Source organism: Streptomyces sp. NPDC005811 (assembly GCF_040630405.1).
Lineage (GTDB): Bacteria > Actinomycetota > Actinomycetes > Streptomycetales > Streptomycetaceae > Streptomyces.
The window spans coordinates 150,435-176,271 of the sequence record NZ_JBEXXK010000020.1 but is presented as its reverse complement, the minus strand read 5'-3'; the positions used below and the strand labels follow the sequence as shown (position 1 = coordinate 176,271).

General features: G+C 70.7%; 29 protein-coding genes and 3 pseudogenes. 15 read left to right on the top strand and 17 right to left on the bottom strand.

Translation table 11 applies throughout. The features are described from left to right. From ABZ490_RS22930 to ABZ490_RS22920, 3 genes are all read right to left on the bottom strand, one after another. On the bottom strand, positions 1–928 hold a 928-nt coding region (locus tag ABZ490_RS22930; protein WP_358992806.1), incomplete at its 3' end, for an IS701 family transposase. A 170-nt stretch (positions 929–1,098) separates the two neighbouring features. Beyond that, complete coding sequence (locus tag ABZ490_RS22925; RefSeq protein ID WP_358992804.1) at positions 1,099–2,334, bottom strand: IS701 family transposase; 1,236 nt, start codon at positions 2,332–2,334, stop codon at positions 1,099–1,101. 395 nt (positions 2,335–2,729) lie between these two features. After that, complete coding sequence (locus ABZ490_RS22920) at positions 2,730–2,924, bottom strand: hypothetical protein (protein ID WP_358992803.1); 195 nt, start codon at positions 2,922–2,924, stop codon at positions 2,730–2,732. 166 nt (positions 2,925–3,090) lie between these two features. On the opposite strand from ABZ490_RS22920, the gene ABZ490_RS22915 reads away from it, so the two are divergent. From ABZ490_RS22915 to ABZ490_RS22905, 3 genes and pseudogenes are all read left to right on the top strand, one after another. Next, positions 3,091–3,516, top strand: coding sequence for a DUF4259 domain-containing protein (locus ABZ490_RS22915; RefSeq protein ID WP_358992801.1), 426 nt, complete (start codon positions 3,091–3,093; stop codon positions 3,514–3,516). Next, positions 3,417–4,226 (top strand): DUF5959 family protein, encoded by an 810-nt coding sequence (locus tag ABZ490_RS22910; RefSeq protein ID WP_358992799.1) that lies wholly within the window; start codon positions 3,417–3,419, stop codon positions 4,224–4,226. Before ABZ490_RS22915 ends, ABZ490_RS22910 begins: the two co-directional genes overlap by 100 nt. Before the next feature lie 25 nt (positions 4,227–4,251). Beyond that, positions 4,252–4,455: pseudogene (locus tag ABZ490_RS22905) on the top strand (hypothetical protein); the annotation flags it as partial. A 272-nt stretch (positions 4,456–4,727) separates the two neighbouring features. Here ABZ490_RS22905 and ABZ490_RS22900 read toward each other — a convergent pair. Next, on the bottom strand, positions 4,728–5,123 hold the full coding sequence (locus ABZ490_RS22900) for a peptidoglycan-binding domain-containing protein (RefSeq protein ID WP_358992798.1): 396 nt from the start codon (positions 5,121–5,123) through the stop codon (positions 4,728–4,730). A gap of 1,414 nt (positions 5,124–6,537) precedes the next feature. Between ABZ490_RS22900 and ABZ490_RS22895 the strand changes: the two genes are divergently transcribed. From ABZ490_RS22895 to ABZ490_RS22885, 3 genes are all read left to right on the top strand, one after another. Beyond that, positions 6,538–7,293 carry a replication-relaxation family protein gene (locus ABZ490_RS22895; protein ID WP_358992796.1) on the top strand — a complete coding sequence of 252 codons (756 nt, stop codon included), beginning with the start codon at positions 6,538–6,540 and terminating at the stop codon, positions 7,291–7,293. Positions 7,294–7,395: 102 nt separating this feature from the next. Then, positions 7,396–8,259, top strand: a complete 864-nt coding sequence (locus ABZ490_RS22890) for a MerR family transcriptional regulator (protein WP_358992794.1) — start codon at positions 7,396–7,398, stop codon at positions 8,257–8,259. A gap of 431 nt (positions 8,260–8,690) precedes the next feature. After that, on the top strand, positions 8,691–9,515 hold the full coding sequence (locus tag ABZ490_RS22885; RefSeq protein ID WP_358992792.1) for a transposase family protein: 825 nt from the start codon (positions 8,691–8,693) through the stop codon (positions 9,513–9,515). Here the strand turns inward: ABZ490_RS22885 and ABZ490_RS22880 are convergent. Further along, positions 9,490–9,957, bottom strand: a complete 468-nt coding sequence (locus tag ABZ490_RS22880; RefSeq protein ID WP_358992791.1) for an ester cyclase — start codon at positions 9,955–9,957, stop codon at positions 9,490–9,492. The two genes, ABZ490_RS22885 and ABZ490_RS22880, sit on opposite strands and share 26 nt — an antisense overlap. 86 nt (positions 9,958–10,043) lie before the next feature. Between ABZ490_RS22880 and ABZ490_RS22875 the strand changes: the two genes are divergently transcribed. Both ABZ490_RS22875 and ABZ490_RS22870 read left to right on the top strand, forming a co-directional pair. After that, a complete protein-coding gene (locus ABZ490_RS22875) occupies positions 10,044–10,394 on the top strand; it encodes a helix-turn-helix domain-containing protein (RefSeq protein WP_358992789.1) in 351 nt (116 codons plus the stop codon). Positions 10,395–10,641: 247 nt separating this feature from the next. Continuing rightward, positions 10,642–11,073 (top strand): hypothetical protein, encoded by a 432-nt coding sequence (locus tag ABZ490_RS22870; protein ID WP_358992787.1) that lies wholly within the window; start codon positions 10,642–10,644, stop codon positions 11,071–11,073. A 72-nt stretch (positions 11,074–11,145) separates the two neighbouring features. Here the strand turns inward: ABZ490_RS22870 and ABZ490_RS22865 are convergent, their stop codons facing one another. The 10 genes from ABZ490_RS22865 to ABZ490_RS22820 all read right to left on the bottom strand — a co-directional run bounded on the left by ABZ490_RS22865 (position 11,146) and on the right by ABZ490_RS22820 (position 18,971). Then, positions 11,146–11,889, bottom strand: coding sequence for a CbtA family protein (locus tag ABZ490_RS22865; RefSeq protein ID WP_358992785.1), 744 nt, complete (start codon positions 11,887–11,889; stop codon positions 11,146–11,148). Between the two features lie 16 nt (positions 11,890–11,905). Continuing rightward, the gene (locus tag ABZ490_RS22860; RefSeq protein ID WP_358992783.1) at positions 11,906–12,136 is read right to left on the bottom strand and encodes a CbtB-domain containing protein; all 231 of its coding nucleotides are present in this window, start codon (positions 12,134–12,136) and stop codon (positions 11,906–11,908) included. Positions 12,137–12,361: 225 nt separating this feature from the next. Beyond that, a complete protein-coding gene (locus ABZ490_RS22855; RefSeq protein ID WP_358992781.1) occupies positions 12,362–13,102 on the bottom strand; it encodes a DUF1775 domain-containing protein in 741 nt (246 codons plus the stop codon). Next, positions 13,039–13,755, bottom strand: coding sequence for a hypothetical protein (locus ABZ490_RS22850; RefSeq protein WP_358992779.1), 717 nt, complete (start codon positions 13,753–13,755; stop codon positions 13,039–13,041). Before ABZ490_RS22850 ends, ABZ490_RS22855 begins: the two co-directional genes overlap by 64 nt. Positions 13,756–13,863: 108 nt before the next feature. After that, positions 13,864–14,340 (bottom strand): DUF3093 domain-containing protein, encoded by a 477-nt coding sequence (locus tag ABZ490_RS22845; RefSeq protein WP_358992777.1) that lies wholly within the window; start codon positions 14,338–14,340, stop codon positions 13,864–13,866. A gap of 20 nt (positions 14,341–14,360) precedes the next feature. After that, on the bottom strand, positions 14,361–14,885 hold the full coding sequence (locus tag ABZ490_RS22840; protein WP_358992775.1) for a carbonic anhydrase: 525 nt from the start codon (positions 14,883–14,885) through the stop codon (positions 14,361–14,363). A gap of 18 nt (positions 14,886–14,903) precedes the next feature. Further along, complete coding sequence (locus ABZ490_RS22835; RefSeq protein WP_358992773.1) at positions 14,904–15,572, bottom strand: thioredoxin domain-containing protein; 669 nt, start codon at positions 15,570–15,572, stop codon at positions 14,904–14,906. After that, positions 15,569–17,647 carry a cytochrome c oxidase assembly protein gene (locus tag ABZ490_RS22830; protein WP_358992771.1) on the bottom strand — a complete coding sequence of 693 codons (2,079 nt, stop codon included), beginning with the start codon at positions 17,645–17,647 and terminating at the stop codon, positions 15,569–15,571. Before ABZ490_RS22830 ends, ABZ490_RS22835 begins: the two co-directional genes overlap by 4 nt. Then, entirely contained in the window at positions 17,637–18,212 is a 576-nt protein-coding gene (locus ABZ490_RS22825) for a copper resistance CopC family protein (RefSeq protein WP_358992769.1), read from the bottom strand. Before ABZ490_RS22825 ends, ABZ490_RS22830 begins: the two co-directional genes overlap by 11 nt. A gap of 87 nt (positions 18,213–18,299) precedes the next feature. After that, on the bottom strand, positions 18,300–18,971 hold the full coding sequence (locus ABZ490_RS22820) for a hypothetical protein (RefSeq protein WP_358992767.1): 672 nt from the start codon (positions 18,969–18,971) through the stop codon (positions 18,300–18,302). A gap of 261 nt (positions 18,972–19,232) precedes the next feature. Between ABZ490_RS22820 and ABZ490_RS22815 the strand changes: the two genes are divergently transcribed. Together ABZ490_RS22815 and ABZ490_RS22810 are read left to right on the top strand one after the other, a co-directional pair. Continuing rightward, positions 19,233–20,255, top strand: a complete 1,023-nt coding sequence (locus ABZ490_RS22815) for a cation diffusion facilitator family transporter (RefSeq protein ID WP_358992765.1) — start codon at positions 19,233–19,235, stop codon at positions 20,253–20,255. A 114-nt stretch (positions 20,256–20,369) separates the two neighbouring features. Beyond that, positions 20,370–22,310 (top strand): copper resistance protein CopC, encoded by a 1,941-nt coding sequence (locus ABZ490_RS22810; RefSeq protein ID WP_358992763.1) that lies wholly within the window; start codon positions 20,370–20,372, stop codon positions 22,308–22,310. A gap of 5 nt (positions 22,311–22,315) precedes the next feature. Here ABZ490_RS22810 and ABZ490_RS22805 read toward each other — a convergent pair whose 3' ends face one another. Both ABZ490_RS22805 and ABZ490_RS22800 read right to left on the bottom strand, forming a co-directional pair. Next, positions 22,316–22,510, bottom strand: a complete 195-nt coding sequence (locus ABZ490_RS22805) for a hypothetical protein (protein WP_358992761.1) — start codon at positions 22,508–22,510, stop codon at positions 22,316–22,318. A gap of 19 nt (positions 22,511–22,529) precedes the next feature. Beyond that, positions 22,530–22,655, bottom strand: a pseudogene (locus ABZ490_RS22800) (DUF305 domain-containing protein); the annotation flags it as partial. A 536-nt stretch (positions 22,656–23,191) separates the two neighbouring features. Here ABZ490_RS22800 and ABZ490_RS22795 point away from each other — a divergent pair. From ABZ490_RS22795 to ABZ490_RS22775, 5 genes and pseudogenes are all read left to right on the top strand, one after another. Next, the gene (locus tag ABZ490_RS22795) at positions 23,192–23,353 is read left to right on the top strand and encodes a MerR family DNA-binding transcriptional regulator (RefSeq protein ID WP_358992759.1); all 162 of its coding nucleotides are present in this window, start codon (positions 23,192–23,194) and stop codon (positions 23,351–23,353) included. A 51-nt stretch (positions 23,354–23,404) separates the two neighbouring features. Continuing rightward, positions 23,405–23,641: a hypothetical protein gene (locus ABZ490_RS22790; RefSeq protein WP_358992757.1), complete on the top strand. Its 237-nt coding sequence runs from the start codon at positions 23,405–23,407 to the stop codon at positions 23,639–23,641. Positions 23,642–23,891: 250 nt separating this feature from the next. Beyond that, positions 23,892–24,002 carry a MerR family DNA-binding transcriptional regulator gene (locus ABZ490_RS22785; RefSeq protein WP_358992815.1) on the top strand — a complete coding sequence of 37 codons (111 nt, stop codon included), beginning with the start codon at positions 23,892–23,894 and terminating at the stop codon, positions 24,000–24,002. Between the two features lie 98 nt (positions 24,003–24,100). After that, positions 24,101–24,706 (top strand): cadmium resistance transporter, encoded by a 606-nt coding sequence (locus ABZ490_RS22780; protein ID WP_358992755.1) that lies wholly within the window; start codon positions 24,101–24,103, stop codon positions 24,704–24,706. A gap of 205 nt (positions 24,707–24,911) precedes the next feature. Further along, positions 24,912–25,796, top strand: a pseudogene (locus ABZ490_RS22775) (arsenic resistance protein). The last annotated feature ends 41 nt before the right edge of the window (positions 25,797–25,837 follow it).

Genomic DNA, 25,837 nt, shown 5'->3' with positions numbered 1-25,837 from the left:
ACCGCCTCAAGGCCATCGAGCGCGAGAGCGAAGTGGCCTGACAGCTGGGGACGTTCGTCTGTACGTAACTGGGGAGGAAAGTCCGTACGCCGACACCCCGCCTCCAGGTCACCTCGGTGAACCGCTCCGCACCCGCCTGCGCTGCGAGGACACAGACGGCTCGCGGCGGGGTGCGGTAGCGGGGAAGGGTGCGTGGTCCGTGCCCGCCGTAGGCCGGCTGGTGCGGCTCGACATCCTGCAGATGGGCGACTTCCTTCCCGCTCAGCGCCAGGACATAGAACAGTCCTCGCTCCTGGAGACCGAGCCGAAACGGGGTGCTGACGCCGTAGCCGGCATCGGCGACCACGACCGGCGCCTTCAACTGCCACTTGGCGAGTGTGTCCAGCAGGCCGAGCGCGAGACGCCACTTCTCCTGGTGCACCACGTCGTCGGGGACTCCTGCCCTGCGGCACCGGTCCGGTTCGTCCGTCCACTCGCGCGGCAGATACAACTGCCACTGCAGCGGGCACGAGGCGGTGTCGGTGGCGGCATGGACACTGACCGCGACCTGGCAGTTCGCCCGCTTGCCGACCGCTCCGCAGTACTGGCGGGCCACCCCGACCGACGCCTTGCCACACTTGGGGAACGACACGTCGTCGATCACCCACACCTCGGGCCTGACAACTTCGGACAGCCGCTCGGCGATCCGCTGCCTTACCGGCAGCGGATCCCACGGCGACTGGTTCACGAACTGCTGCAGGGCCTGCATGTTGCCGTCCGGCAGCCGCTCGGCCATCGGCTGGACCGACTTGCGCCGGCCGTCGAGCATCAGGCCCCGCAGATAACACTCGCCCCACCGCCGCTGACCCCGCCGGGGCAACGACCCGAACACATCGCCAACGAACTCCGCCAACTCGCCACGGAGTCGGTCCACTTCCCCCAACCTCACTTCGGGAAGCTGCCCAGGATCAGCCGAGATCACTCAACGTAACGAAGCACTACTAGTAGTGCTTCGTTAGGTTCTGGCTCTGCTTCTGGCGAGGGGGCGTCCGCAGGTGGTGCAGGTGCCGGCCCAACACCTCAGCAGGTCTTGGAGGGCGTCGAGGACCTGGTAGAGGGTCAGGCCGACGTCTGGGCTTTTGGGTCGAGCCGTCGCAGGGTGAGGAAGGCCTGGGCGGCGGTGACGAGGGTGACGTGGTGGTGCCAGCCGCGCCAGGTGCGGCCCTCGAAGTGGTCCAGGCCCAGGCCGTGCTTGAGCTCGCGGTAGTCGTGCTCGATCCGCCAGCGCATCTTCGCCCACCTCACGAGCTCCTCCACGGGTGTGGAGGCGGGCAGGTTCGAGACCCAGTAGCCGGTCGGTGCCTGCTGCCCGTCAGGCCATTCCAGCAGCACGGTGCGGGCGGGCAGAACACCGTCCCACTGGTAGTGGCCGCCGCCGGCCCCCTGGGCGGCGGCCAGGGACTGCTTGCCCGCCAGACGCACGGTGAGCACGGCGAACCGTGAGGTCATCCGTCCCTTGCTGCCCTGCCTCCAGGTGACCTCGGCGAGTGTGTCCGCGGGGATCCGGGCTGCGTGCAAGGGCAGGGCCCGGGGCGGGGTCCGGTAACGCGGCAGGGTCGGCGGTCCCAGACCGCCGTAGGCAGGCCGGTGCGGCTCAGCCTCCTCCGGGTGGGCCACCTCCTTGCCGGTCAGTGCCAGCACGTAGGCCAGTCCGCGGACCTCCAGGCCCAGACGGAAGGGGGTGCTGACGCCGTAGCCGGCATCAGCGACCAAGACCGGCGCCTTTTGCCCCTGCCCGGCCAGCCGGTCGAGCAGTCCGAGCGCCAGGCGCCACTTCTCCTGGTGGACCGTGCCCGCGGGCACCTGGGCCCTGCGGCAGCGGTCCGGTTCGTCCGTCCATTCCCGCGGCAGATACAACTGCCACTCCAGCGGACACGATGCCGTGTCGGTGGCGGCATGGACGCTGACCGCGACCTGGCAGTTCGCCCGTTTGCCGACCGCTCCGCAGTACTGGCGGGCCACCCCGACCGACGTTGTGCCGCACTTGGGAAACGACACGTCGTCGATGACCCACACCTCGGGGCGGACCACCTCGCACAACCGCTCGGCGATCCGCCGCCGCACCGGCAGCGGATCCCACGGCGACTGGTTCACGAACTGCTGCAGAGCCTGCATATTGCCGTCCGGCAGCCGCTCGGCCATCGGCTGGATCGACTTGCGCCTGCCGTCCAGCATCAGACCCCGCAGATAACACTCACCCCACCGCCGCTGATCCCGCCGCGGCACCGACCCCAACACATCGGCAACGAACTCCGCCAACTCGCCGCGGAGCCGCTCCACTTCCCCCAGCTTCACACCACCAGGGATGCCCACCACCAGGCAAGATCACTCGACGTAACGAAGCACTACTAGAGGAGTGCCGACCCGGCACGTCCGTTACGACAACCTCAAACCACCGGTCAACCGTGTCTGCACCGGCCGCAGCCGGGTGGAGTCGGAGCGGTGGCTGACCTTCCGCGCCCACTGCAGCTTCGATGCCTCCTACAGGCAGGCAACGCCTTGCAGGACTGCCAGCAGGTCATCGTCGGTCATGTCGTCTCCGTCCTCGGATCGGAGACGCGTGGTCCAGCGGCCTGCGAGCTCTTCGAGTTCGGCGGAGTCGCGTTGGCCAGTGCTCGGGTAAGTCGCCTCGGCAGAGCGAACACCTCAACGCCATCGTTCAAGGGGGCGGTGACCCACTCTGGCCACGCCTACCCAAAGAGCTGATCGACCGGTGGGGCCTCGGCCGAAGGCTTCTGGAAGTACATGTCCCACTCGGCGATGGCGCTGTCCGGCTCAATGAAAGGGCAGGTCACAGACTCAAAGGCCTCACCAGGTCCGCGCAGGCGCGTCGCAGCAGCGGTCTCGTCGGCGGCGGCAAGGAAGAACACGATGTCATGGGCCATCTGAGCACGATGGCAGCCCGCTGAAGCGACACGGGTGACGGCCATCGAGGCCAGGCGACATCTGTCTCGACCAGTCACATGCAGCTGAAAACCCGCTCGGGCCCCCCGGCTTCTGTCACTGGCTTCTGTCAGGATGCCCCGGTCAACATCGTGATCAGGAGAGACCATGGGTACTTGGGACGTCGGCGCCTTCGACAACGACACCGCAGCGGACTTTGGCGGTGACCTTGATGAGGTAGCTGCAGGCGAACGTGAGGGTTTCGTCCGCAGTGCTCTCACACGTGTGATCGACACCGCGGCCTACCTCGAGGCTCCCGAATCCGAGGTAGCCGTAGCGGCGAGCGCGCTCGTCGCGGCGCAGTGCCCCGGGGGCGAACCGGCCGATCCAATCTATGGGCCGGAAGAGCCCCTCCCGGATCTCACTGGCCTGCGCGATCTCGCCCTTCAGGCTCTCGACCGCATCATGACCGAACCGTCCGAGCTGATGGACCTATGGGCCGAGTCGGATGGCGGGCCCTGGCGCGCGAACATCCGCCGCCTGCAGAACGTGCTCTTGCCACAGCCATCGGGAGAACAGCTCAACTTGATCTGACCCACCCGACCCGCACCCGTGCCACCCGGAAGGTCACTATGAGCTGGGACGTCCTTCTCATGCGTCTACCCGCCAACGTCACCTCTGTGCACGAGATCCCCGCCGACTACACCCCGGCCCCAGTCGGCCGGCGCGACGACGTACGCGCAGCTGTTACTCAGGCTTGCCCCGAAGCTGACTTCGAGGACCCAGTCTGGGCGAGCTTTCCGGCCCGTGGCTGTCGTCCTGGCCGGTGCGTGAGAGAGGATCAAGGACGACCTGGTCCATCAAGTGTTCAAGAGGCAACTGTGGTTGACGGAGCGCAGACGCTCGAGCTCTTCCGGTTCGCAGATAGGGGCCAAAGCGTTGCCGTTGAAGTGAGATGCGGTGCGCCTCTGACGATGGGCGAAGAGTGGTACTACCCAGCCGAGATCGTTCTGAAGAGCAACTTCGTCAACGGGCGGGTCGGTCTACAGGTATCGCAGGAGGATCTGGACGAGTGGGAACGTTGCCTCGACGCCCTTGAGGCTGAGGATGGGGCCGAGTGGCCGGCCGGTGGCCGCAGCGCCTGGGTGGCCGTGGTTCCCGATGACCCGGTGGAGGTGACTGTGCACGACTCGCCGTCGACACAGATTGCGGTGCGTGTACCGATCGACGTCGCCTCGGAGTGGCTGGAGGAAAACCGTCTGCGGTTGGATCGTGTCCGTGCGGCTGTATCAGCTCCCTCATAGAGCTCACGGGGTGAGATGATCTCGTGTGACTGGAGTGATCACGGCGTCTGAGTCGTCTTGGATGGCACCGTTCACCGGGCTGAGCCCGCGCTGTTTCCGCAAACTGGTAACTGCACTTCGTCGCGACGGAGCAGACGTGGTCCGGCGGGGTCGGCCATGGGGCCTGCCTTTGGACGACCGGGTGCTGCTGGTCGCGGCCGGCACCGCCTGGGCAAGGTCGACGGTGTCCGCGATACGTACAACGCCGTGTCAGCCATTCTGGCCGAGCTGACCTGACCGGCCGGGGGCAGCGCTCACACCTGGTTGGGCGGCGTGCGCTCGGCGCCTTGAGTAACACCTGACGGCCGGCGTGCCTGAGCTTGGCTGCAATGAACGGGTCGAAGACCGAGTTGTTGCGGTGGAACAGGCTCGCGGGCAGCGCGACCCGCCGAGCCAGGGCGGGCTCGGCGGGTCGGCAGGCGCGAGTCAGTGCGCCGGCGGTCGCGCGAGGGCGAGTAGCGCTCAGGTCGTCGACCAGCGCCTCAGGCAGGGCCACGTGTTCGGCCCCACTTCACCGTCCCACTGACTGGAGTCCGAGAAGCAGGCCTTCTGCGCGTTGATCACAGCGTTCTCCGTGTTGGCGCCGAATTGCCCGTCTACGCCCTTCGGGCTGTACTTGTTGTCACCGACCCTGTTGGCCCAATAGGTGAGCAGGCACTGCACTTCGATGACGCGCTCGCCGCTCTGCCCTCTCTCCGTGTTGATCGTGTTGGTGTCGCTGTGCCCGGTGTACAGGTAGTACAGGGAGCCAACATGCTTCCAGGTCTCACCGCAGGTCGCCGCGGCCGCGGCGGGTGCAGCCTCCGCGGTCGTAGGTGAGAGGGCGAGGAGCGAGGCACCAAGGATTCCGGATGTCACGACAGCGACCAGTTTGGGCTTCGCCGTCCTTCGTCTTCTTGCGATGTCTCGGATCACTAATTTTCCCCCTTGTCCAGATGCATTCCGGTGGGGCAACGATGGCAGGGAGGTACACAAGGAACCAGGCTGTTTAAAGACACAGGCGCTGGAAGTCAGAGGGCTAGGAAATGGCCCTGGCATGAGTCGCGCTCTCCTCGTGGGCCGGACGACACTGGCGTGCGACTTTGTCCCCCGCTGGGAGGCGCCGTGAGGCGGACGGCCGGTGATGAGAACCTTCGAAAACGACCAGCGCCACTCGTCGCCCCATTTGGCCTGGTGTTCAACCGAGTGGGGAGTCTCGGCAAGCAGGCGTTCGCGGCCCGCCAGGGCGTGGTCGGCAACACCTTCAACGGCCCCGCCGCTCTGGAGGTCGGAGACCCCAACCAGCAAGAGAGCCGCTTCCACATCGCGAGCTACCTGCCCGCGCCCATAGGCCCCCGGGTCCTCGTCAGGGTCTCCTCTCCTACGCCATCCCGGTCTACGAACTGCCCGACGGCAGTCAGGACCTGGGCGACGATTTCGTCAGCATGGAGGCGGTCAACACCGGAGACCAGCCGATTGCCATCACAGCTGGGGCATCGAGCTCCCCGGTGACCGGCGCATGTTCGTCACGCGAGGCGAGAACTGGGCCACTCGGCTCCCTCACGTGCTCGCCCCCGGCGCCCCTCCCCCGCAGTTCTGGGTCCGAGTCGATGAGCTGCGGCGGGTAGAGCGAGAGCAGCGCATCCCGTACGCGCAGATGCGGCCCTACGTGAAGCCGGCCGACGGAACCGTCGTCCACGCCGACAGCGGCGTGCCATTGGCCTGACGGACAGAAGCCACGACGGAGGGGCGGGCTGCCAACACCGGCAGCCCGCCCCTTCGTCGTGGCGCAGCGGGTGAAGGTCGTCGCAGCTGCTGTGGTGCCGGATATCCGACCGCGTGCTGAAGTCGGCCCGGCCCGGAGGACCAGCTGCGCTCCCCACGACGCCTTCATGGCGGCTTGTCCGTCCGTCGTCGCGCGCGCCCCGCCGTCGCGCGCGAGGAACACCGGCGGCGCCCGATCCCCTCGCCCGCCGCCCGCGGCCTGTCCCGCCCACCCACTTCTCTTTTCTTCCTGCTGTGGGGCGTGGAATCGGGGGCGTAGACGGGATGTCGGCCTCCCGACCACGGGAGGGTCAGCGTGGTGACCTGCGGATTCACGGACGAGCGCGGCAGAGGGCGCGGGCGGTTGTCGGCGGGGATGTGGGCCTGGTCCACGGAGGTGTTGTCGCTTCGTGACCGTGGTCGGGTCTTCGTGGTCGGGGCTCTGGTCGGGGCCGGCTGCTGCTGTGACCGGTACGCGCGGCGCCGGGCAGGACGGCGTCGCACCAGCAGGGAGGCGAGCGGAGCCGTGATGATCGGCGTGGACGTGGGCAGCGGGGACCGGCTGGCGTTGGGCGTGCCGGCGCAGTACCGGATGGCGACCACCGAGCAGATGCACCGGGTGACCGCCCCCGAGGTGCGGATCGAGCAGACCCGGCGGCGGCTGGCCCGGCTGCGGGAGGAGGGGTTGGTCGACCGCATCACCCTGCCGCAGGCCGGGCGGACCCGGGTGTGGGTCCCGACCTCGTACGACGTGTGGCTCGCCTGTGAGTGGCCCGAGGTGCGCGGGCGTCGGCCCTCCAGGACCGTGTGCGATCCGACCGCGATGCGACTGAAGGCCGGCCACATGCTGACCGTGACGGAGATGGCGTTCGTCTTCCTCGAGGACGCCCGCCGCTGCGGGGAGCTGTGTGAGCCGCTGGACTGGATCCCCGAGATGCACCACCCGATCGGGAGCGGCGAGGCTGTCATCCCCGACGCGCTCCTGTGGCGGAGCCGCACCGTCTGGTCGTCGACCGGGGCCGGGGTCGTCGGCGTCAGCGCCGCCATGGTGCCGGCCACGAGCTCGCCGGGCGCGGCGGCCGGGGTCGGGGCGAGGCTCCAGGCATCGGCGGGCGGCGGGCGGCGGGCGGCGGGCGGCGGGCGGCGGGTGCAGCTTCACCGGGCTGGGCCCGCCGTTGGACACGCCCTTCTTGCCCGTGGTGGCCCACTCTCCGGCTTCGGCCTCGGTGAAGAACGGCACCTGCGTCTCCCGCGCGGACCCGTGCAGCGGTCCGTGCGACCTTGATGGGGAGGGGCGACCGGCACGCCCACGGCAGCGGGGTTTGCATGTGCCGTAGCGGCATGTGGTCCAGTAGGCGGCGAGCACGACATTGAGAGGTTCCTTCGCATGCCCCTTCCTCCGATTGCCCGCCGGGTCAAGATCGGCGATGCCGCCGCGTTCGCCGGGACCACGCCCCGCGCCATCCGCCACTACCACGCCATCGGGCTTCTCGCCGAGCCGGAACGTGGCAGTGATGACCGCCGCCGCTACGGATACGACGACATGATCCGCCTGCTGTGGATCCGCAAGATGGCTGATGCGGGTATCTCCCTGGACGACATCCGGGCCAGCTTTGAGGGCACCACCGGCATCGAGCAGTCCCTGGCCCGGCTGGAGGAAACCCTCGCGTCCAAGGCGGCCGCCATCGAAGCCCAGCGGACCGCCGTGCACCGCCTCCGCGAGGCGGGCAGCCCCCTGGGCCTGCTCTCACCGCTGGTCAGCGGCCGCCTGCGCGATCTGCCGCCCGGAGCCCTGCGCTCGACCGATCTCGATACCCTCCTGGTCACGGAGCGTGTCTTCGGCCCGGTGGGCGCCGCCGTCCAGTCCGACCGGTTCATCGTCCTGGCCACCCACCCCGGGCTGCGGGCCGAGGAGGACCGCCTGGCCGAGGCCGAGTCGGCCCTGGACGACACCATGTCCCCCGACGACCCCCGCATCGAAGACCTGGCCGCCCAGCGGTGTGCTCATGAGACCGCCTTGGCAGCCACCATCGACAGATCCGGCCTGGACGAGGCCCTCGACGACCTCCTGGACCAGCACGACGAGCACGCCGGCGAGGAAGAAGCCGAGGCGACGAGCGCACTGGAGGCCATCGGCAAGATGCCGTACGACTTCTCGCCGGCCCGTGTCCGGTACGAGGAATACGTCATCGAACTGCTCCACCCGGCCGATCAGGACAGCGACACCCCACAGACCTGCCGACCGGCGTAGGCGCCCAGGGCCAGCCCGACACGAGCAGTCCGCAGTGGTGCTGTGCGAACGTAACCACGGTGCCCTCGGCGGCCGTTGGGCACTGTGTGAAGAGAGCCGAAGAGCACGCCGAGGACAGCTGCCCGCTTGTCTGCCAGTGCCGGCTGCCGCTGTTCACGCGCACCGTCAACACCTCGCCGATCTGCTGCGGCGCCATCTGAAGGCGATCCGGTCCCGGTGGCAGATCCTGCCGCCCGGACGGATCGAGGTGATCGTCCTGGCCGTACTGCGCCACGACCGGCGCCCAGCCGACATGGCCGGCGGCAACAACGTCTCCGAGTCCACCGTCCGACACTGGCGCGACGAGGCGATCGGACTGCTCGCCGCACAGGCCCCGCGCCTGTACCGCGCATGCAAGAAGATCGCCCGACAGGGTGGCGAAGTGGTCCTGATTGACGGCACCTTCATCCCCGCACCGCGACGCCGACCGCAAGAACTACTCCGCCAAACATCGCCACCACGGCCTGCACTTCCTCGCCCTCACCGACGCAAGGGGCCGCCTGATTTGGATATCCGCCGCCCGGCCGGGCCGCACCCACGACAACACCGCCGCCCGCCACGACCACATCCTGGCCCACCTGCGCGCCGCCGACCTCGGTGCGCTGGCGAACCTCGCCTTCCGCGGCCTGGACAACGACCTACACGACCCCGTGATCGTCACGGGCTTCCCGCCAAGCTCCACACTGACCCCGCCCCTGCCACCCAGCTCCTACGCGCCCTGCTTGTGCGGCTGTTGGCACCGTCCACGGCCTGGCTGCGCTTCCTGTCTCAGCTCGTTAGCCTGCTGGCTGCGGCGCGAACCGCTCCGGGCCAGCGCTGGCGCACCGCTACGCGGTCCGGCGGCCGTGCAGTCGGCGTGTGCCGCCGACGGCCGTCAAGGTCAGCGCAGTCGTGGTCACGGCCGTCGCCGCGGGATGCCGGGCCAGCGCGGCCTGCACGCAGCGTGTGCGATCACGCCCATGACCAGGCGCATCACTCGCCGGACCTTTCGCCGGAGCGGACAGCCCGCCCCCGCGAAGCGCAGCGCGACTGAGCGCCTGAAGGTGGTGACCACCACCTTCAGCCCCGGCTGCGGAAGGTTGGGCCGAACTCCACCTTCCCACCACAGACCTGACCTGCGTGGGTTCTTAACCGTTCCCGCCTTTACGCACCGGGTGGGGGGCAGGCGTTGTTCCGAGAAGAGCTCGATCTTCAGGCCGACTGTGCGCCGGTGCTGATCTGATGGGTGAGCTTGAGCAGTTCTTCGACGTGGTAGATCTCGGTGATCTTGCCGTCGGCAATACGCATGATGTCCTGGCCGTTGATGTCGACCGGGTTGCCACTGGCGGGGAACCCGAAGGCGTCGCTGGTGTGGGTCGCCGTCATCCGCCAGTGGAGGACCACCCAGCCGCCGGGAAGCTCCTGCTGGAAAAGGATCCGGTGCTGCGTCTCGGTGAATCCGTCGCGGACCGCGGCGATGGACGCACGCATGCCGTCGATGCCCGAGGCTGCGTCGGAAGCGGGGTTGTGGTCGATCACATCCACGGCGAACACCTCGTCCGCCCCGGCGACGTCGCCTGTGTCGTAGAGCTCCAGCTCGCGCGCCGCGACCCGCAACGCGGTGCTCGTCGCCGAGCGCACCATCTCGCTTGCGGTGTTGGCCGTAGTGATCGCGCTCATGAGGTCCTCCAGGTGCCTGGTGCTGTCTGCCCCGGCTACAGTTCCCTAAGGGAACCAGTTCCCTCAAATGAACTAATGGGGAGAGCATGAGTGATCTGGAGCACCCACTGCCGGAATGTCCGATCGCACGGTTCCTCACCGTGCTGGACGGGCCCTGGGCGACGCTGATCGTGCGGGAGCTGCTCACCGGCCCGAAACGCTTCACCGAGTTGCGCGCCGCACTACCGGGGATCAGCCCCAAGACCTTGTCCTCACGGCTGCGTCGATTCGTACTCACCGGACTGGTCACCCGCACCGCCTACCCGGAGATCCCACCCCGGGTGGAGTACCAGCTCACCCCGGAAGGCACACGACTTCAGGCCGTCTTCGACGCCATGGCCGCCTGGGCCGAACAAGACCTTCCCCGCACCGGCTCCTTCCGCCTCACGGACCGGTGATCCGAAACGCCCCTTCGCGCTCTTCGGTGTCCCGTGATCACGAACCGGAAATCGCACGACTGTGCCGAAGCCCTGTCGCCATGCCCCTTCAGGAACAGGCACTGAACACACACCGGTGCTCACCCGTACCCCCAGTCGACCGGCTGTCCGAACACACGGGCAGCCCCAGCCCGGATACGGAGCCAGTGACGTGCCCCAGCCGCGACCGCGATCACGCCCGAGCCGCACCCGTTACGCCGGCCGTCTGATGCGCGGAGCCGCAGTCGCGGGGAGCCTGGCGCTGACCGCGGCCTGCGGCGGAGGCGACGGCGATCCGGCAGCCGGGAGCAAGGCGTCGAAGACCCCGGAGATAGCCGCCGTCGAGGCCCAGGTCGTCGCCCCCGCCAAGGTGGAGGTCATCGCGGGCCTGATCGAGTGCAAGGCCAAGATCCGCGTCGAGGCCGACGACATGCGCCAGGGCCTGTGCCACACCGAGACGACCGACTACCTCATCACCACGTTTCCCGAGGAGCAGTACCAGCAGACATGGCTGGCGAAGGCGACCGAGTACCAGGCCGACTTCCTGGTGGGCACCCGCTGGGTGATCAGCGCCGAACTCGACCTGCTCAAACGGTTCCGCCCCACGGTCGGCGGCGAGATCGTCCACATGTCCGGAACGGGCCCCAGCGCCGCCTCCTGACCGCAGACGGGCCTGCGGCTGGGACCCGCAGGGAGCGGCCCCCTGCGGGTCCCAGCCGCGGGCCTTGGCCGATCATGCAGCGGGCGCGGGAACGCGGCTCGCCATCGGCCCCGGTTCGAGGACACGGTCGGCCAAGTACCCAAAGAACAGCCCGAACCCGGTCCACAGCACCGCCTGGATGCCGAGCGACACGAGCCGGAACTCCCACAGATCCACGGCCGGGAAACCCTTGGGGACGTTGTCACCGGACGGCAGGAACACCATCGCGACAGTCACGGCCGCCGCGAAGGCCAGACCGGCGAGGACGGAGGCGTTCCCATTGCCCCGACCTGGTGCGAGGCGGCGGCCGAGCAGGACCGCCCCGATGCCCAGCAGCACGGTGAGCACGATCATCAGGAAGAACAGCGCGGTGCGCTGTCCGATCGTGTCGGGGTTGCCGACCGCGGGCGGGTTCGGCGGGTACTTCAGCATCGGTACCAGGTACACGAGGACGAAGGCGGCCAGAGAGGTCAACGCGGCAGTGGCCCATGCCGAGAACCGGCCGACGCGGCCCAGCGCGAAGCAGAAGACGAGGGCGGCGATCCCGCCGACCGCGACCACGAAGACCAGCATGCCGGTGGCCAGGCCGGCGGTCGACTGCACGGTCCTGCTGACCAGTTCCTCACCGTGCTCGTGGGAACCGGCCGACTCGAACGCGATCGCCGCGTCCACCGGTCCCTCCCCGACCAAGTGGGCGAAGACCAGGGCGGGCACGGCGGCGCCGAGCCCCGCGACCATGCCGCGTACCAACAACCCACGCACTACAGCGGAATTCATCGTCGTCCCGCCCGTCTCAGTGGCAGGGGAAACCGAGCAGATGGCGGGCGTCGTGCGCACACTCGTGCACGCCCTCCCCGGAGACGACGGCGGTGGCCCCCTGCTCGGCGCCGAGGCCCCGGTCGAAGTACAGCAGGACCAGCATCAGGACGCCGAAGAAGACCGCCCACGGGGCGATCGCCTTCAGCGGCAGCGGGGTGACGGCAGGCTGGGCGACGGGGGTGGGGGCGGCAGTGGACTGCGCCATGGCGAGACCTCCTCGGGAACAACGCGTCCCGCGATCGTGTGGAGCCCGCGACGACGGCGTGGGGTCTGACTCACCACCACCTCCACGGCGGAGGGGGTGGCACACAGTGGCGCGACCGTGCCGGGCTTGAACCGGACTTCCGTGGCGCCGTCGTCCTTTCACCCTGGGCGGTAAGGGCAGGGTAAGGATCGACCAACGTAACGTGTACCACCCCGAGCATGACGGTCAGTTCTCCGTCGCGGACTTTCGCCGCTGGGCCAGCCACCACGCGCCGCCGCCGAGGGCGAGCAGCGCGACGGCTCCGCTTCCGATCACCAGGCCCGTGGAGGAACCTTCGTCCTCGTCCGCGGCCTCCTTCACGGCCTTGTCCGTGGCCTCCGGGGTGGCGGGGGCGCTCGACGTGGCCTCGGACGCGGCCGGGGTCGGCGTCGGGCTGGCCGAGGGGCTGGCACCGACGGGCGTGGCGCCCGCAGCCGCCGCCTTCATCTTCAGGACCGGCGCGGGCTGTTCGGGTTCAGCGCCTCCGTCGGACAGCTCGATCCAGCGGGAGATCTCGCCGTCGCTGTAGGTCTCGACGGTCTTGAAGGCGATCTCCTTGGCGTCCGGCAGCCGGCGGACCTTGATCTCGTGCTCGGCGTCGACGCCGGGCTTCAGGGCGGGGCCGCCGACGGTGTAGCCGTCACTGGTGGCCTCCAGTTTCCAGCCCTTGGGCGCCTCGGCCAGGGTCACGTCGCCCGGCGCGATGCCCTCGGGCAGGACGACGCGCAGTTCGGTGAAGCCGGCGCTGGCGGACTCGGCCTCGGAGACGAAGCTGAGGGTGACGTTCTGGGCGAGCGCCTGGGCCTTGTCGGCCTCGACCTCCGCGTGAGCGAAGGCCGGCCCGGCCAGGGCGAGGGTGGCCGTCAGCGCGGCGGCACCGACGAGAGCGACACGGCGTGCGGCGGAGGCACGGCAGTACGTGGGCATGGAGAACTCCTGGCTGGTGGAACCGGGCAGCGGGCCGAAGCCGTAGCCCGGGTGAAGGGACAGTGCGGGACGTGGATGCGTCCCGGTGGTCCCCTGCGCACCAGCGCGTGTTCCATGGTGGAGGCCCCTGCCGGCCTGGGGAGTGCGAAGCAGACGTCCGGCTGGGGTGAGGGTGCTGCCGCGAGTGTGACCGTACGGACGGGCGGCAGCACCCGGGCCACGACGGCGGCCGCCGCCCCGTGCAGGAGACGGGCTGCGGTCAGGGCCGCCGCCACGGCCGCGTCCGCACGGTGGAGAAGCCAGCCGGCTCCCAGAGCGGCGGCCACGTGGGCGGCCGTCATCGATACCGAGGCTTGATGCCATGCGTGTCCGTCACCGTCGGCCATGGCGGCATGGCCGGCCGCGGAGTGTCCTGCGGGATGGTGGCTGCCGCCCGCCCAGGTCAGCGCGAGATGCAGCGAACCCTGCGCGGCGAGCGTGCATACCGTGACCGCGGCCGGTGACAGCCGGTGGCGGGCGACCGGCCGGACCAGAGCGAACTGCCCGAGGGCGAAGGCGGTCACCAGCCGCCACGGCACCGCGCCCTCGGCGCCCGCGTGGTGACCGAGGGCCGCGAGCACGCTGCCGACGAGAGCGAACAGACCGGCTCGCACGCACGCCTGCGTACGGCCTGGCCGCTCACCCGCGGCCGGGCCGTCGTGTCGCCTCACGTGATCACCTGTCACGGTCCGCCGATCCCTCCTTTCCGGCTCTCGTATCTGTCAGGCGGAGCCGCGGATCGCTTCGGCGAGCCGGTCAGGCGTGCGCGTGGAGAGGTAGACGTACGGGGTGGGGTCGTCGGGGTCGACGATCTCGACGCGGACCGCGGTGGTGATGAAGCTGCGCATCATCATGAACGCGCGCAGGTCCGCCTTGTACGTCCGCCACGCCCGTGCCTCCTCGCCTTCGAGGACCTCGGGCTCGCCGAGCGCGGTCAGCGGAATGCGCGCGTCGCCGACGATCAGCAGGCCTGCGGCGACCCGGATCCTCTCCGACCCCTGGGCGCCGACCATGAACCCGCCCAGACCGGTGCCTGCCAGCAGGGCGATCAGGCCGGCGAGTGAGCCGTACGGCAGGAAGACCAGGGCCAGGGAGAAGCCGAAGAGGACGGCGAGGACCCACCACATCTTGGGGGCGGTCAGGCGTTCGTCGTAGGCGGGTGCCTGGACGGTGGTCACGGTGGTTACCTTGTCGTACATGTCGGGGTTGTGGGGGGTGTTCACAGCGGGAGGAAGGCGCTGGCGCGCGGGTCGTGACATAGAACGGCGCCGGTGTCGGTCTCGTAGAACCAGGCATGCAGGCGCAGGGAGCTGTCGGCCAGCCGAGGTGCGACGCACGGGTACGCGCTGAGCCGGTCGAGCTGGGCCAGGGCGTGCCACTGGCCGCCGGCCGTGGTGAGGGTCGGTTCGTCGTAGCCGGACACCGCCGCGTCCACGAGCCCGCAGCGGGAGTGGCCGCACACGATGACGTCGCGGACACTCAGGTCGCGGACGGCGTACTCGACGGTCCTGGCCTCCCCGGTCACCTCGTCGGGACTGAAGTCGGGGATCAGCCCGCCGTAGGTGCGCAGTTCGAACAGGTCGCCGGGTCTGCTGCCGGTGAGCAGGGCAGGCACGAGCCGGGCGTCCGAGCAGGAGACGAACAGCGCGCGAGGTCTGGCGGGTTCCGCCTGGAGGCCGAGGTCCAGACCGTGGGCCGCCGCGCGGGCGCGGAAGACCCGGGCCTGGTCGATGAGGTACTGCATGGACTCCGTCCTTTCCGGTCAGCCGGACAGCCGGGCGTGGATGAGTGCCTTGAACGCCTCGTAGGAGGTGGGCGTGGCGATTTTCGTTCCGTCGAGGAAGAAGGTCGGGGTGCCCTGGACGCCGAGACCGAGTCCGTCGCTCTGGTCGTTCCGGACGCGCGTGGCCACGTCCGGGTCGGCGAGCGCGGCGTCGAACTTCCTCATGTCCAGGCCGAGTTCCTTCGCGTAGCCGCGGAAGACGTCCTGCTTCGACTCCTGCGACTCGCCCCACTCCTCCTGGGTGGTGAAGAGCCTGTTGTACATCGCCTCGAACTCGCCCTGCTGGGCGGCGGCCTGGGCGGTGCGGGCGGCGAGTTCGCCGTTGCGGTGACCCGGCATGGGGAAGTAGCGGGCGACGAAGGTGACGCGGTCGCCGTACTCCTCCCGCAGCTTCTCCACGACCGGGTACATCGCGCCGCACCCCTCGCACTCGAAGTCGAGGAACTCGACGATCGTCAGTTCGCTCTTCTTGGGGGCGGTCAGGCGGTGACTGTCGCCGCGAACGGGCATCGCCTCGGCGGCGGGCTGAACGTCCAGGCCGCCGCTGCCCCGGCTGTCCGGGGCCAGCAGGAGGTAGGAGCCGAACGCGGCAGCGAAGCCCGCCAGCAGGACGGCGGCGGCGATCAGGTTCCTCTTGAGCTTGCTCATGATTCCTCGGAGGGGGCGGGCCCGGTGGCCGGGCGGGCGGGGCGTCGGTCGCGGGCGTGCAGGCTCGCCAGATAGGCGTTGTAGGCGGCGAGGGGGTCGCCCGCGTCACCGCGGTCGATCTTCCGGTCGATACGGCGGGCCTCGCGCTGGTCGGAGCGGACCCACTGGACGGCCAGGATGAGCGTGGTGATCAGGACGGGAATGTCGCCGGTGGCCCAGGCGATGGCACCGGCGTTGTACTGGTCGTCCATCGGAAACTCGATCCAGGGCCGGTCCAGCAGCGACCACCAGCCCTCTCCGATCAGCTCGCTGGAGCTCATCAGCGAGATGCTGAACCAGGAGTGGAACGGCATCGTCAGGATCAGCGCGAAGAGCCGGCCCAGGTGGGGCGGGCGACGCGGACCGGGGTCGATGCCGATGATCACCCAGAAGAACAGCAGCCCCACCGCCAGGAAGTGCACCAGCATGAACAGATGCCCGAGGTGACTGCGCATCAGCGTCTCGAACAGCGAGGTGTAGTACACGGCGAACGCGCTGCCGACGAAGAGCACGCACGCCACCACCGGGTGGGAGATCACCTTCACGTAGCGGCTGTGGAGCAGCCTGAGGAGCAGCTCGCGCGGGCCGTCCGGTTCTCCCTTCGGAGCGGCGGGCAGGGCGCGCAGCGCGAGGGTGGCCGGGGCGCCGAGGACCAGCAGGATCGGCACCGTCATGGCGAGGATCATGTGCTGGCCCATGTGCACGCTGAACAGGACCTTGCCGTAGGTGGCGAGCCCGCTCATGGTCGCGAGGACGGTCACCGCCAGGCCCAGCAGCCACGAAATCGTGCGGCCGACGGGCCACTTGTCGCCCCGGGCCCGCAGTTTCCGTACACCCGCCAGGTAGAGCAGGGCGGCGGTGGCCGTGCCGAAGGCGAACAGCGGGTCGAAGTGCCACCGGGTGAACAGCGGGGTCCAGGGGAAGTCACCGAGCGGCGGCGGGATCGGGAAGCCCAGCAGTTCCTCAGCCGGTGAGACCGACGCCTCGCCCGCGCCGGGTGCCGGGGTACGGGACAGGGCGACCGCCAGCCCCATCGCCGCCGCCATCAGGAGCAGTTCACCGGCGGCGAGCCGGACGAACGCGCCGCCGCGGCCCGCGCTGAGGGCCGGAAGCGTGCGTCGGCGATGCCACCGCCCCATCCAGGCCAGCGCGGCGAGCGCCGCCGCCTTGGCGAGGATCATCAGCCCGTACGCGCTGGTGAACACCTCTGTCGGGGAGGGCAGCCGGACGGCCGCGTTGACCAGGCCGCTGGCGGCGACCGCGAGCAGGGCCCACCCGGCGAGGGGGCTGAAGCGCCGCACGGCGTCGGCGGCCCGGTCCTCGCGGCGGGCGACGGCCACCAGCACGAAGACCAGCCCGCCGAACCAGACCGCGACGCCGACCAGGTGCAGGGCCAGGCTGGTCACGGCGGCGTCGTGGTTGCCGGCGGCCGCGGAGTGCCCGCCGAAGGCGGGCGGGAGGAGCCCGGCCAGGGCGAGCACGAGGGCCAGGCGGGCCCACAGTGCGGTCGTGGCGCCGACGCACACCGTGACGATCACACCGGCCGCCGCGATCATGAGCGCGTAGGAGCGGCCCTGGGCATCGGTGGCGACGAAGTCCGCCAGCATCGCGGCCGACATGACGTCACCGACCGGCTGGGCGAACAGATCGGACAGCGTGAACACCAGGGCGACGGCCGACGCGAGGGCCCAGGTTCCGGCCGCCAGGGCCGCCCAGTTCAGGTAGCGGAGCTGGACCGGGCTCAGTGCGCGCCCGCCGGGGAGCAGCACGGCCACCAGCAGCAGGGCGCCCACGGTGGCCACGGCCGCCGCATCGGTGAGGATCCGGGCCATGGGAAGCCCCCAGGAGGTGAGCGCCCCGGCGTCCTCGATCCCCGGTACTCCGGTCCGCGTACCGTCGCCCGCCCAGAGGGCGGCCGTCCCGACGGCGAGGGCGGTGCCCACGGCTGCGGCGAGGAGCAGGGGCAGGGGCAGGGGCAGGGGCAGGGGCAGGCGGGTCGGCCGCCGGCTCGGGTCGTGTCCGGCTTCAGCTGTCATGGCGCAGGCGCTTCCGCCGGGCCAGGACAAGTCCTGCGGTGCCGGTTGCCACGAGCGCGCCGGTGCCGATCAGCACGGCACTGCCGGAGGAGTCCTGGTCTGCTTCCGCCCGAGCAGCGGCCGACGTGGGTACGGCCTTCGGCGGGGGCGAAGTCGTGGTGCCGGGTGTGCTCGCGCTTCGTACGGTGAAGGTGTAGGAGCCGGAGACCGGGTGCCCGTCGGCGGACACGACCCGGTAGCCCACCGTGTAGCGGCCCGATGGAACATCGGCCGTCAGCGGGAGCGTGACGGTGCTCCCGTCGACCTCCACCGCACCGCTCGCCGCCGATGTGCCGTCCGCCGCGGTCACGGCGACCTTGGCGTACTTCTGGGTCATCGGGTCGGTGAACGTCAGCGTGACGTGTGCGGGCGGTGCGGCGAGCGTCGCGTCCGCTTTCGGGCTGGTGGTGCCGAGTTCGGTGTGGGCCGCGGCTTGTGGCGCGGTGGCCGTCAGCGCCGCGAGTGCGGCGGGTACGACGAGGACGCGTGCCGTCGCGAAAGCGGCACGCCGATGGAGGACATGCATGGGGCGGGACTCTCTGCTGTCTCCCGGCGGCAGGGCCGCCGGGACGGGAGGAACCGGTCGCAGCCGGGCCGGTTCTCCCGCCTCCCGTCAGGGCAGGCAGGGACCGCCGACAGGCATCGGCCGGAGAAGGACGAAGGTGCCGTGCGCGCGACGCGGCGGCGCCCGGCCCTCGTTGATCCGCACCAGCGCGGCCGACCGTGGCGGCGACGTGCTCTCGACGGCGGTGATCTGCGGGCCGGTCCCATGGGCACGGCCGAGCAGCGGCCACAGGAAGACCAGAAGCCGCCGAACGGTCGCGAGCAGCGGCTTCGACTGCCACAGCAGCCGCTCGGTGACGCCCAGCAGCCGGACCGTGAGAAGCAGCGTGACGAGATGCCCGGTCAGCAGAACACCGGTAGGCGGTCCCGCGACGGCGTCGTGCCGGACCAGCCGGGAGACCGCGTCGAAGCCGTTGCCCCCGGAGGGCACGGCCGCGCACACACCGGGCAGCGAGTAGACGGTGTGACAGGCGAGTTGGGCCGCTCCCAGGACCCCGATCAGCTGACCGTCGGTGAGCCGCCTGCGCGTCAGGGCCAGCCCGGCGGGGACGGCGACCAGCGCCATCGCCGCCACGACCGCCCAGCGCGGGGCGTGCCCCCGGGTCAGCGCGTGGCCGGCCAGCGGCAGCAGCACACACAGCACGGCCAGCACCCCGGCCCGCAGACCACGCAGCACACCGGACGCCGGAGCGGCGGAGGGCGGCGGGGAGAGCGGACGCATCACTGATGCCTTCTGGACGTCCCGCCGAAGCGGGCGCGGACGGGGGTGCCCTGGAAGCGTACCGAGTCCCGCGCGGACCCTTCACGCCCGGGCTGCCCGGCGGGAGACCGGCTCCACCCCCGTCCGACCCTCGACGAATCTCCGCAGGTCAGAGACGTATTAACGGACATGACAACGGTCACCGGTGCAGCCTTTGGAGAAGTCGGCAGGCATGCGTTTCACTGCGGGCGGAACATCCGTCGCAAGGGGGAGGCATACGCCATGAGCGATCACGCGCACGGCCACGAGCCGGGGCACGCGCACGGTGCCGGCGGGCACGCCGGGCACTCCCACGGGGTGTCCGCGGACGCCGACCGCCGCTGGCTGGGGCTGGCGCTGAGCCTGATCACCGCATTCATGGCGATCGAGGTCGTCGTCGGTGTCGTCGCCGGCTCCCTGGCTCTGATCTCCGACGCGGCGCACATGCTCACCGACGCCGCCTCGATCGTGCTCGCGCTGATCGCGATGCGGCTCGCCGCCCGGCCGGCCCGCGGCGGATACACCTACGGCCTCAAGCGCGCCGAGATCCTGTCCGCCCAGGCCAACGGCCTCACCCTGCTCCTGCTGGGCGCCTGGCTGGCGTACGAGGCGGTACGACGGCTGATCTCGCCGCCGGAGGTCGAGGGCGGGTTGATGCTGGGCACCGCGCTTGCCGGGATCGTCGTCAATGTCGCCGCCGCCTGGTGCCTGTCGAAGGCGAACCGTTCCTCGCTCAACGTCGAGGGCGCCTACCAGCACGTCCTCAACGACCTGTTCGCCTTCATCGGCACCGCCGTCGCCGCGCTGATCGTCGTCCTGACGGGCTTCGACCGCGCCGACCCCATCGCCACGCTCGTCGTCGTCGTGCTGATGGTGAAGGCCGGGTACGGGCTGCTGCGCGAGTCGGGCCGGATCTTCCTGGAGGCCGCGCCCGCCGACGTCGACCCGGACGCCGTCGGTGACCGGCTCGTCGCCCAGGCCGACGTCGTCGAGGTCCACGACCTGCACGTCTGGCAGATCACCTCCGGCCAGGCCGCGCTCTCCGCGCACGTCCTGGTCGAGCCCGGCGGCGACTGCCACGCAGTCCGCCGGGACTTGGAGGAGCTGCTGCGCCACGACTACGGGATCACCCACACCACGCTCCAGGTCGACCACGTGCCCGACCCGGTCCTCCAGGTCACACCGCACGGGGAAGCGGCAGGGGATCCGGCCCACTGTGAGGAACTGCACGGCCCCGTCCACCGGGACGAACCGCACGCCCACTGAGCCCGGGTGGTCGCCGAGGACTGAACAACGGCGCGGGGACAGCCGTAGGACAGGGAACAGCCGTAGGACAAAGGCGGGACACAGCGCGCCCACCGACCCCGAGGAGACCGGTCCATGAGTACGTTCGCCGCCTCCCGTCCGCGCCACCGGACGGGAGCCGTGGTCCTGCTGGTGGGGGCGGTCCTCGGACTGCTGCTCGCCGGCGCCGGTCCCGCCGCCGCCCATGCCAAGGTGCGCTCCACGACTCCTGCCGAGAGCGGTGTGCTGAAGACCGCGCCCACCGAGGTCACCATGACCTTCACCGAGGCGATGAGCCTGTTCGAGGACTCGATCAAGGTCCTCGACCCCGACGGCCGGCGGGTCGACGTGGGCGTCACCGAACACGCCGGCGCCGACTCCGCCACCGCCCGGGTCGCCCTGCCCGCCGACCTGGAGCAGGGCACGTACACCGTGTCGTGGAAGGCGGTGTCGGCCGACAGCCACCCCATCGGCGAGGCGTTCGTGTTCTCCGTGGGCAAGCCGTCGCCGACGAAGGCCGTCGTCCCCGACACCGCGCCCGGCGAGGGGCTGGCCGGCAACCTGTACTCCGGGGTCCGCTTCGTCGCCTACCTGGGCTACGTCCTGATGACCGGCACCGCGGCCTTCCTCCTCGTGTGCTGGCCGTCCGGTGCCCGGCTGCGCCGCACGCGGCGCCTGCTCCTGGCCGGCTGGACGACCCTGCTGCTGACCGGCCTCGCCCTCCTGGCGCTGCGCGCCCCGTACACCACCGGCGAGGGCCTCGGCCAGGCCGTCGACCCGGCCGCCCTGCGCGACACCCTCGGCACCGAGGCGGGCAGCGCCCTCGTCGTCCGCCTCCTGCTGCTCGTCGGCGGCGGGCTCTTCCTGGTCGTGGTGGCAGGCGCCGGGAAGGACACGGCGGGCGGGGAGTCCTCCTCGCCCGGCAGGCGCCGCCCCGCGCTGATCGCGGCCGGTGCGGTGATCGCGGCGGCGCTCGCCTACACCTGGGCCCTCACCGGACACGCCGCCGCCGGAGCACAGACCGCAATGGCCCTCCCCATGGACGCGCTGCACCTGCTGGCCGTGGCCCTGTGGCTGGGCGGACTGACCGCGCTGGTCACCGTGCTGTTCCGGACCCGCGAGGGCGAGGAGGCGCCGGCCGAGGCGGTCTCCCGCTTCTCCCGCCTCGCCTTCGTCTCGGTGGCCGTCCTCGCCGCCACCGGCCTCTACCAGTCCTGGCGGCTGGTCGGCTCCTTCGACGCGCTTCTCTCCAGCCGCTTCGGCACGCTCCTGCTGGTCAAGACAGCCGTCGTGGCGGTCATGCTGGCGGCGGCGTCGTACTCCCGTCGCTGGACCTCCCGCCTGCGGGAACCGGCCGAGGCACCCGCGGACCGGGAACCCGCCCTGGCCGTCGCGGCCGTGGCGACGCCGGACCCGGCGCGGGTGGACGCCGACCGCGTCCTCCCGGTGCCCACCTCCCGCGAGAGCTCCCCGGAATCCGGCTCTCCGGAATCCGGCTGCCCGGGGGACACGGCAACCACCCATGCCGGTGCCGGGCAGGACGGACCCTCCCCCCGGCACCGCCTGCGGCGCTCGGTCACGTTCGAAGCCGCTCTCGCACTCGCGGTCCTCGCCGTCACCACCGTCCTGACCGAGACCACCCCCGCGCGCACCGAGGCCGCCGCGGCGACGGGCCCGGCCGTGGTCGCGGCCCAGCCGAACACCGTCAGCCTCACCGTGCCCTTCGACACCGGCGCGAAGAACGGCAGCGGCGAAGTCGTGCTCACGCTCAGCCCCGCGAGCGTGGGCCGCAACGAACTCCAGGCCCTCGTCTACGGCCCCGACGGCGGCTACATCGCCATTCCGGAACTGCGGATCACCTTCACCAGCGCCGACGGCAGCGTGGGCCCGCTCGACGCCGAACTCGAGGACCGGGGCGGCTACTGGCAGACCGGCAACCTTCAGCTCCCCGCGGCCGGGAAGTGGAAGGTAGGGGTGACCGTCCGCGTCACGGATGTCGACCAGTCCACCACCACGAAGAGCACCACCATCAGCTGACCCCTTCACCACCGGCGCCAGGCCGAGGGCCCCGCACCCCGAGCAGACTCGAAGAACGAGGACGAGGACCCCAGCCTGCCGTCGGTGATGCCGGGCCGTCGGTCCGCCGCGCCGCGCGCTTGCAGCATGTCGGCCGTCAGGTCGATCTCGGCCCGCTGCCCGTCCACGATGGTCTGCGCCAGCCGCGTGACCGATCCCACCCTGGTGATGCGCGGTCATCAACCGGAGGTAGAGCATCTCCGCGTCCCCGCCCTCGGCATTCCGCAGGGCGCCGAGCCGCGTATCGGTGGCCATCCCGGGCATGAGGGAGCCGTCCTTCGCCTCGTACGTCGAGCCGTGGTCCATCCACGTCATCGGCGCCTCGCCGGAGGACTTGATGACGGTCAGCCGAGATACGGCGTTCGACGACAGAGGAGGGCGATCAGTCCCTCGGCACCCTTCACCTTCACCCGGGTGTCCGGTCTCTGGCGATCTGGTCCCCGTCAGGTTTGCCGTTGGAGGTGTTCCCCCTCGGGGACACGACGACGGGAGTGAGTGCGATGAGTGATCTGGCGTGGATGGCGAATTCCGGCACGCTGCCCACCGAGGAGCGACCCCTGCGGGTCGCGGAGTGGGACGGGTTGTTCTCCGAGCGGCCGGCCTCGCTGTCGCGGCCCGGACCGCTGCGTCTACGCCTGGACCTGGCCGACAGTCCCGGCGTCGAGGAGCGGGTGCGGGACCTGGCGGAGCGGGAGGGCGGCTGCTGCTCGTTCTTCTCCTTCACCCTTCTCCTTCACCGTCGCCCCGGGCGAGGACCTGATCGGTCTGGACATCGCGGTGGACCAGGAACACGAGGCGGTCCTTCAGGCTCTGGCCGCGCGGACCACCGCTCAGGGGCAGCGGTGAGCGCAGGTCTGCGCAGCGGTCAGGTCGCCGAGGCGGCCGGGGTGAACATCCAGACCCTGCGCTCCTACGAGCGACGCGGGCTGCCGGCCGAACCGGAACGCGGCAACGGCGGCCACCGCCTGTACGGCGGGGAGGCGGTGACCACGCTGCGGGGGTGATCAAGGCTGCCCAGCGGCTCGGGTTGACTCTGGAGGAGGTCGCCGAGCTGCGTGGAGGCGGGCCGTCACCGGCACGGCCGTCCCGTCGCCGGGCTCCAGGAGCGGGCCGCCGCGAAGCTCGTCGAGGTCGACGCGAAGATCGCCGACCTGACCACCATCAGCACCGCCCTGGCCGCGGCCGTCGAGGCGGGTCGCGACGACCTGACCGTCTGCGCGTCCAGCGCCTGCTGCCCCATCCCCTCCACCGACCTCGCCGAGGAGAACCGTCCTGCCGGACCCTGCTGCTGACCCCCGCTCCCGCCGGGCGCCGAAGGCCCTCGGGGGCCTGGCCGCGCTGGCCTGCGTGGCCTGTTGCGCACTCCCGGTCCTGGTCGCGGCCGGAGTCGTCGGCGCGGGCGAAGGAGTTGGTGGTGGGCTGGCTGCCCGCGATCGCCGTCGTCCCGGCCGTACTCGCCGCCGGGACCCGGTGGCTCGGCCAGCGCCGCGGCTCCTGCTCATGCGCGCCGAAGACCGGGTTCACGGTCGTGGGGTGCGCACGATGCGGATCTCCCAGCTCGCCGAGCGCAGCGGTGTCCCGGCGACCACCCTGCGCTTCCGCGAGAGCGCAGGGCTGCTGCCCGCCGACCAGACCCCGGACGGGTGTTCATGAGGTGCGCCAGCACTGGGTTTCAGGCCCGTGCGAGGGGTGGTGCAGGCGCCCGGTAGCGTCGCCGGAGTCAGCAGCGTCGAAGGAGAGGGCATCTGCACGTGGACCTGGGCATCATCGGGCAGGCAGCAGGACTGTTCGCCGTCACGAACATCGACGACATCCTGATCCTGGCGCTGTTCTTCGCCAAGGGCGCCGGGTACCCGGGCTCCACCCGCCGAATCGTCCTCGGCCAGTACCTGGGATTCACCGCGATTCTCGCCGTCGCCGTGGCCGCCGCCTTCGGCGCCACCTTCCTGCCCGAGTCCGCCATCCCGTACCTCGGCCTGCTCCCCCTCACGCTCGGCCTCAAAGCCGCCTGGCAGGCGTGGAAAGACCACCGCGACGGCGGCGCGGACGAAGAGGAAGCACAGACCAAGGAAGGCGGCCCCGGCCCACTGGAGGTCGCCGCGGTCACCTTCGCCAACGGCGGCGACAACATCGGCGTCTACGTCCCCGTCTTCGCCACCGCCGGCACCGGCGGGATGGCCGTCTACGCCGCAGTGTTCCTCCTCCTGGTGGCAGTGTGGTGCCTCGCCGGACGGTTCTTCGCCACCCGCCCCGTCATCGCCAAGGCCCTCGCCCGCTGGGGCCACGTCCTGCTGCCCCTGGTCCTCATCACCATCGGCCTGCTCATCCTCATCGAAGGCGGCGCCTTCGGCCTATGAGGCGGCCGGGCCCGTTCGAATCCCGACGGCGGCCAGATGCCTCCCCCACTCGTCGCCAGCCCTCAGCAGGATCCCCGCAGAACCCGCGGCACCGTCCACACCCTCCGGGCCGGACCCCGCCCTCCGGCGCTTTCCCTCTCGTCTCGCCTGTCCCTGTGAGCAAGGAGCACGCACGTTTTCGCAGTCGTCCGGCCTGGCCGAAGCCATGGAACGCCACCAGGTCGCCGTCTACATCGGCCCGCCGGTGGCCGGCGGTCCGGTCGGCCGGGTGGCCCCGAAGCCGGGCCGGGCCTGGAGCACACGATCAACCCAGTGCTCGCCGTGCTGCTCTACGTCACGTTGTTGCAGGTGCCCGCCGCCGAGCTGCTCCGCTCGCTGCGCGCGGGCCGGTTCCTGACTGCGGCCCTGATGGTCAACTTCGTGGTGGTGCCGCTTCTCGTGGCGGCCATGGTCCCGTTCCTGCCCGTCGACCAAGCCGTCCGCCTGGGCGTGCTCCTGGTCCTGCTGACGCCGTGCGTCGACTACGTCATCGTCTTCTCCGATCTCGCCGGCGGCAGCAGCCGACGCCTGCTGGCCGCGACCCCTCTGCCCCTGCTGGCCCAGATGATCCTGCTGCCCGTCTTCCTGTTCCCAAGGCTGGGCTGCCCGCCGCCCTGCCGGGCGGAAGGCCGCCGACGCGATGGGGACCACCATGGTCCCGCTGATGGCAGCGACCCTGCCGACCGTGGTGGCCTCCCAGGTCCCCCAGCTCGGCGACAGCCTGGCGGACATGGCCCGCGTGGTGCCCTTCTACGTCCTGTTCCTGCTAGTGATGGCCTTCGCCGGATACGCCGTCGCCCGCCTCTTCAGCCTCGACGCCCCCGGCGGGTGGGCCATCGTCTTCACCGGCGCGACCCGCAATTCCCTCGTCGTCCTCCCCCTCCCCCTCCCCCTCCCCCTCGCCCTACTCGACTCGTTGGCCGTCGCCGCCGTCGTCGTGGTCACCCAGACCCTCGTCGAAGTGATCGGCATGATCGTCTACGTACGGGCCGTACCCCGGCCGCTTCCGGCCGCTCCTGCCCACCCTCGTCCCCATCAGAACCGGCCGTAGCCGCTGCTCGCCGCGCCACTGCGCCCTCCGGGAACCGCTCC

What these genes read in the sequence shown, in the direction of transcription:
- ABZ490_RS22920 (WP_358992803.1), bottom strand. Translation starts at nt 2,924, where the DNA reads ATGGCCCATGACATCGTGTTCTTCCTTGCCGCCGCCGACGAGACCGCT.
- ABZ490_RS22910 (WP_358992799.1), top strand. Translation starts at nt 3,417, where the DNA reads ATGGGCCGAGTCGGATGGCGGGCCCTGGCGCGCGAACATCCGCCGCCT.
- ABZ490_RS22810 (WP_358992763.1), top strand. Translation starts at nt 20,370, where the DNA reads ATGAGTACGTTCGCCGCCTCCCGTCCGCGCCACCGGACGGGAGCCGTG.
- ABZ490_RS22890 (WP_358992794.1), top strand. Translation starts at nt 7,396, where the DNA reads ATGCCCCTTCCTCCGATTGCCCGCCGGGTCAAGATCGGCGATGCCGCC.
- ABZ490_RS22835 (WP_358992773.1), bottom strand. Translation starts at nt 15,572, where the DNA reads ATGAGCAAGCTCAAGAGGAACCTGATCGCCGCCGCCGTCCTGCTGGCG.
- ABZ490_RS22895 (WP_358992796.1), top strand. Translation starts at nt 6,538, where the DNA reads ATGATCGGCGTGGACGTGGGCAGCGGGGACCGGCTGGCGTTGGGCGTG.
- ABZ490_RS22840 (WP_358992775.1), bottom strand. Translation starts at nt 14,885, where the DNA reads ATGCAGTACCTCATCGACCAGGCCCGGGTCTTCCGCGCCCGCGCGGCG.
- ABZ490_RS22870 (WP_358992787.1), top strand. Translation starts at nt 10,642, where the DNA reads ATGCGCGGAGCCGCAGTCGCGGGGAGCCTGGCGCTGACCGCGGCCTGC.
- ABZ490_RS22855 (WP_358992781.1), bottom strand. Translation starts at nt 13,102, where the DNA reads ATGCCCACGTACTGCCGTGCCTCCGCCGCACGCCGTGTCGCTCTCGTC.
- ABZ490_RS22785 (WP_358992815.1), top strand. Translation starts at nt 23,892, where the DNA reads ATGCGGATCTCCCAGCTCGCCGAGCGCAGCGGTGTCCCGGCGACCACC.
- ABZ490_RS22820 (WP_358992767.1), bottom strand. Translation starts at nt 18,971, where the DNA reads ATGCGTCCGCTCTCCCCGCCGCCCTCCGCCGCTCCGGCGTCCGGTGTG.
- ABZ490_RS22860 (WP_358992783.1), bottom strand. Translation starts at nt 12,136, where the DNA reads ATGGCGCAGTCCACTGCCGCCCCCACCCCCGTCGCCCAGCCTGCCGTC.
- ABZ490_RS22875 (WP_358992789.1), top strand. Translation starts at nt 10,044, where the DNA reads ATGAGTGATCTGGAGCACCCACTGCCGGAATGTCCGATCGCACGGTTC.
- ABZ490_RS22825 (WP_358992769.1), bottom strand. Translation starts at nt 18,212, where the DNA reads ATGCATGTCCTCCATCGGCGTGCCGCTTTCGCGACGGCACGCGTCCTC.
- ABZ490_RS22865 (WP_358992785.1), bottom strand. Translation starts at nt 11,889, where the DNA reads ATGAATTCCGCTGTAGTGCGTGGGTTGTTGGTACGCGGCATGGTCGCG.
- ABZ490_RS22880 (WP_358992791.1), bottom strand. Translation starts at nt 9,957, where the DNA reads ATGAGCGCGATCACTACGGCCAACACCGCAAGCGAGATGGTGCGCTCG.
- ABZ490_RS22815 (WP_358992765.1), top strand. Translation starts at nt 19,233, where the DNA reads ATGAGCGATCACGCGCACGGCCACGAGCCGGGGCACGCGCACGGTGCC.
- ABZ490_RS22830 (WP_358992771.1), bottom strand. Translation starts at nt 17,647, where the DNA reads ATGACAGCTGAAGCCGGACACGACCCGAGCCGGCGGCCGACCCGCCTG.
- ABZ490_RS22915 (WP_358992801.1), top strand. Translation starts at nt 3,091, where the DNA reads ATGGGTACTTGGGACGTCGGCGCCTTCGACAACGACACCGCAGCGGAC.
- ABZ490_RS22845 (WP_358992777.1), bottom strand. Translation starts at nt 14,340, where the DNA reads ATGTACGACAAGGTAACCACCGTGACCACCGTCCAGGCACCCGCCTAC.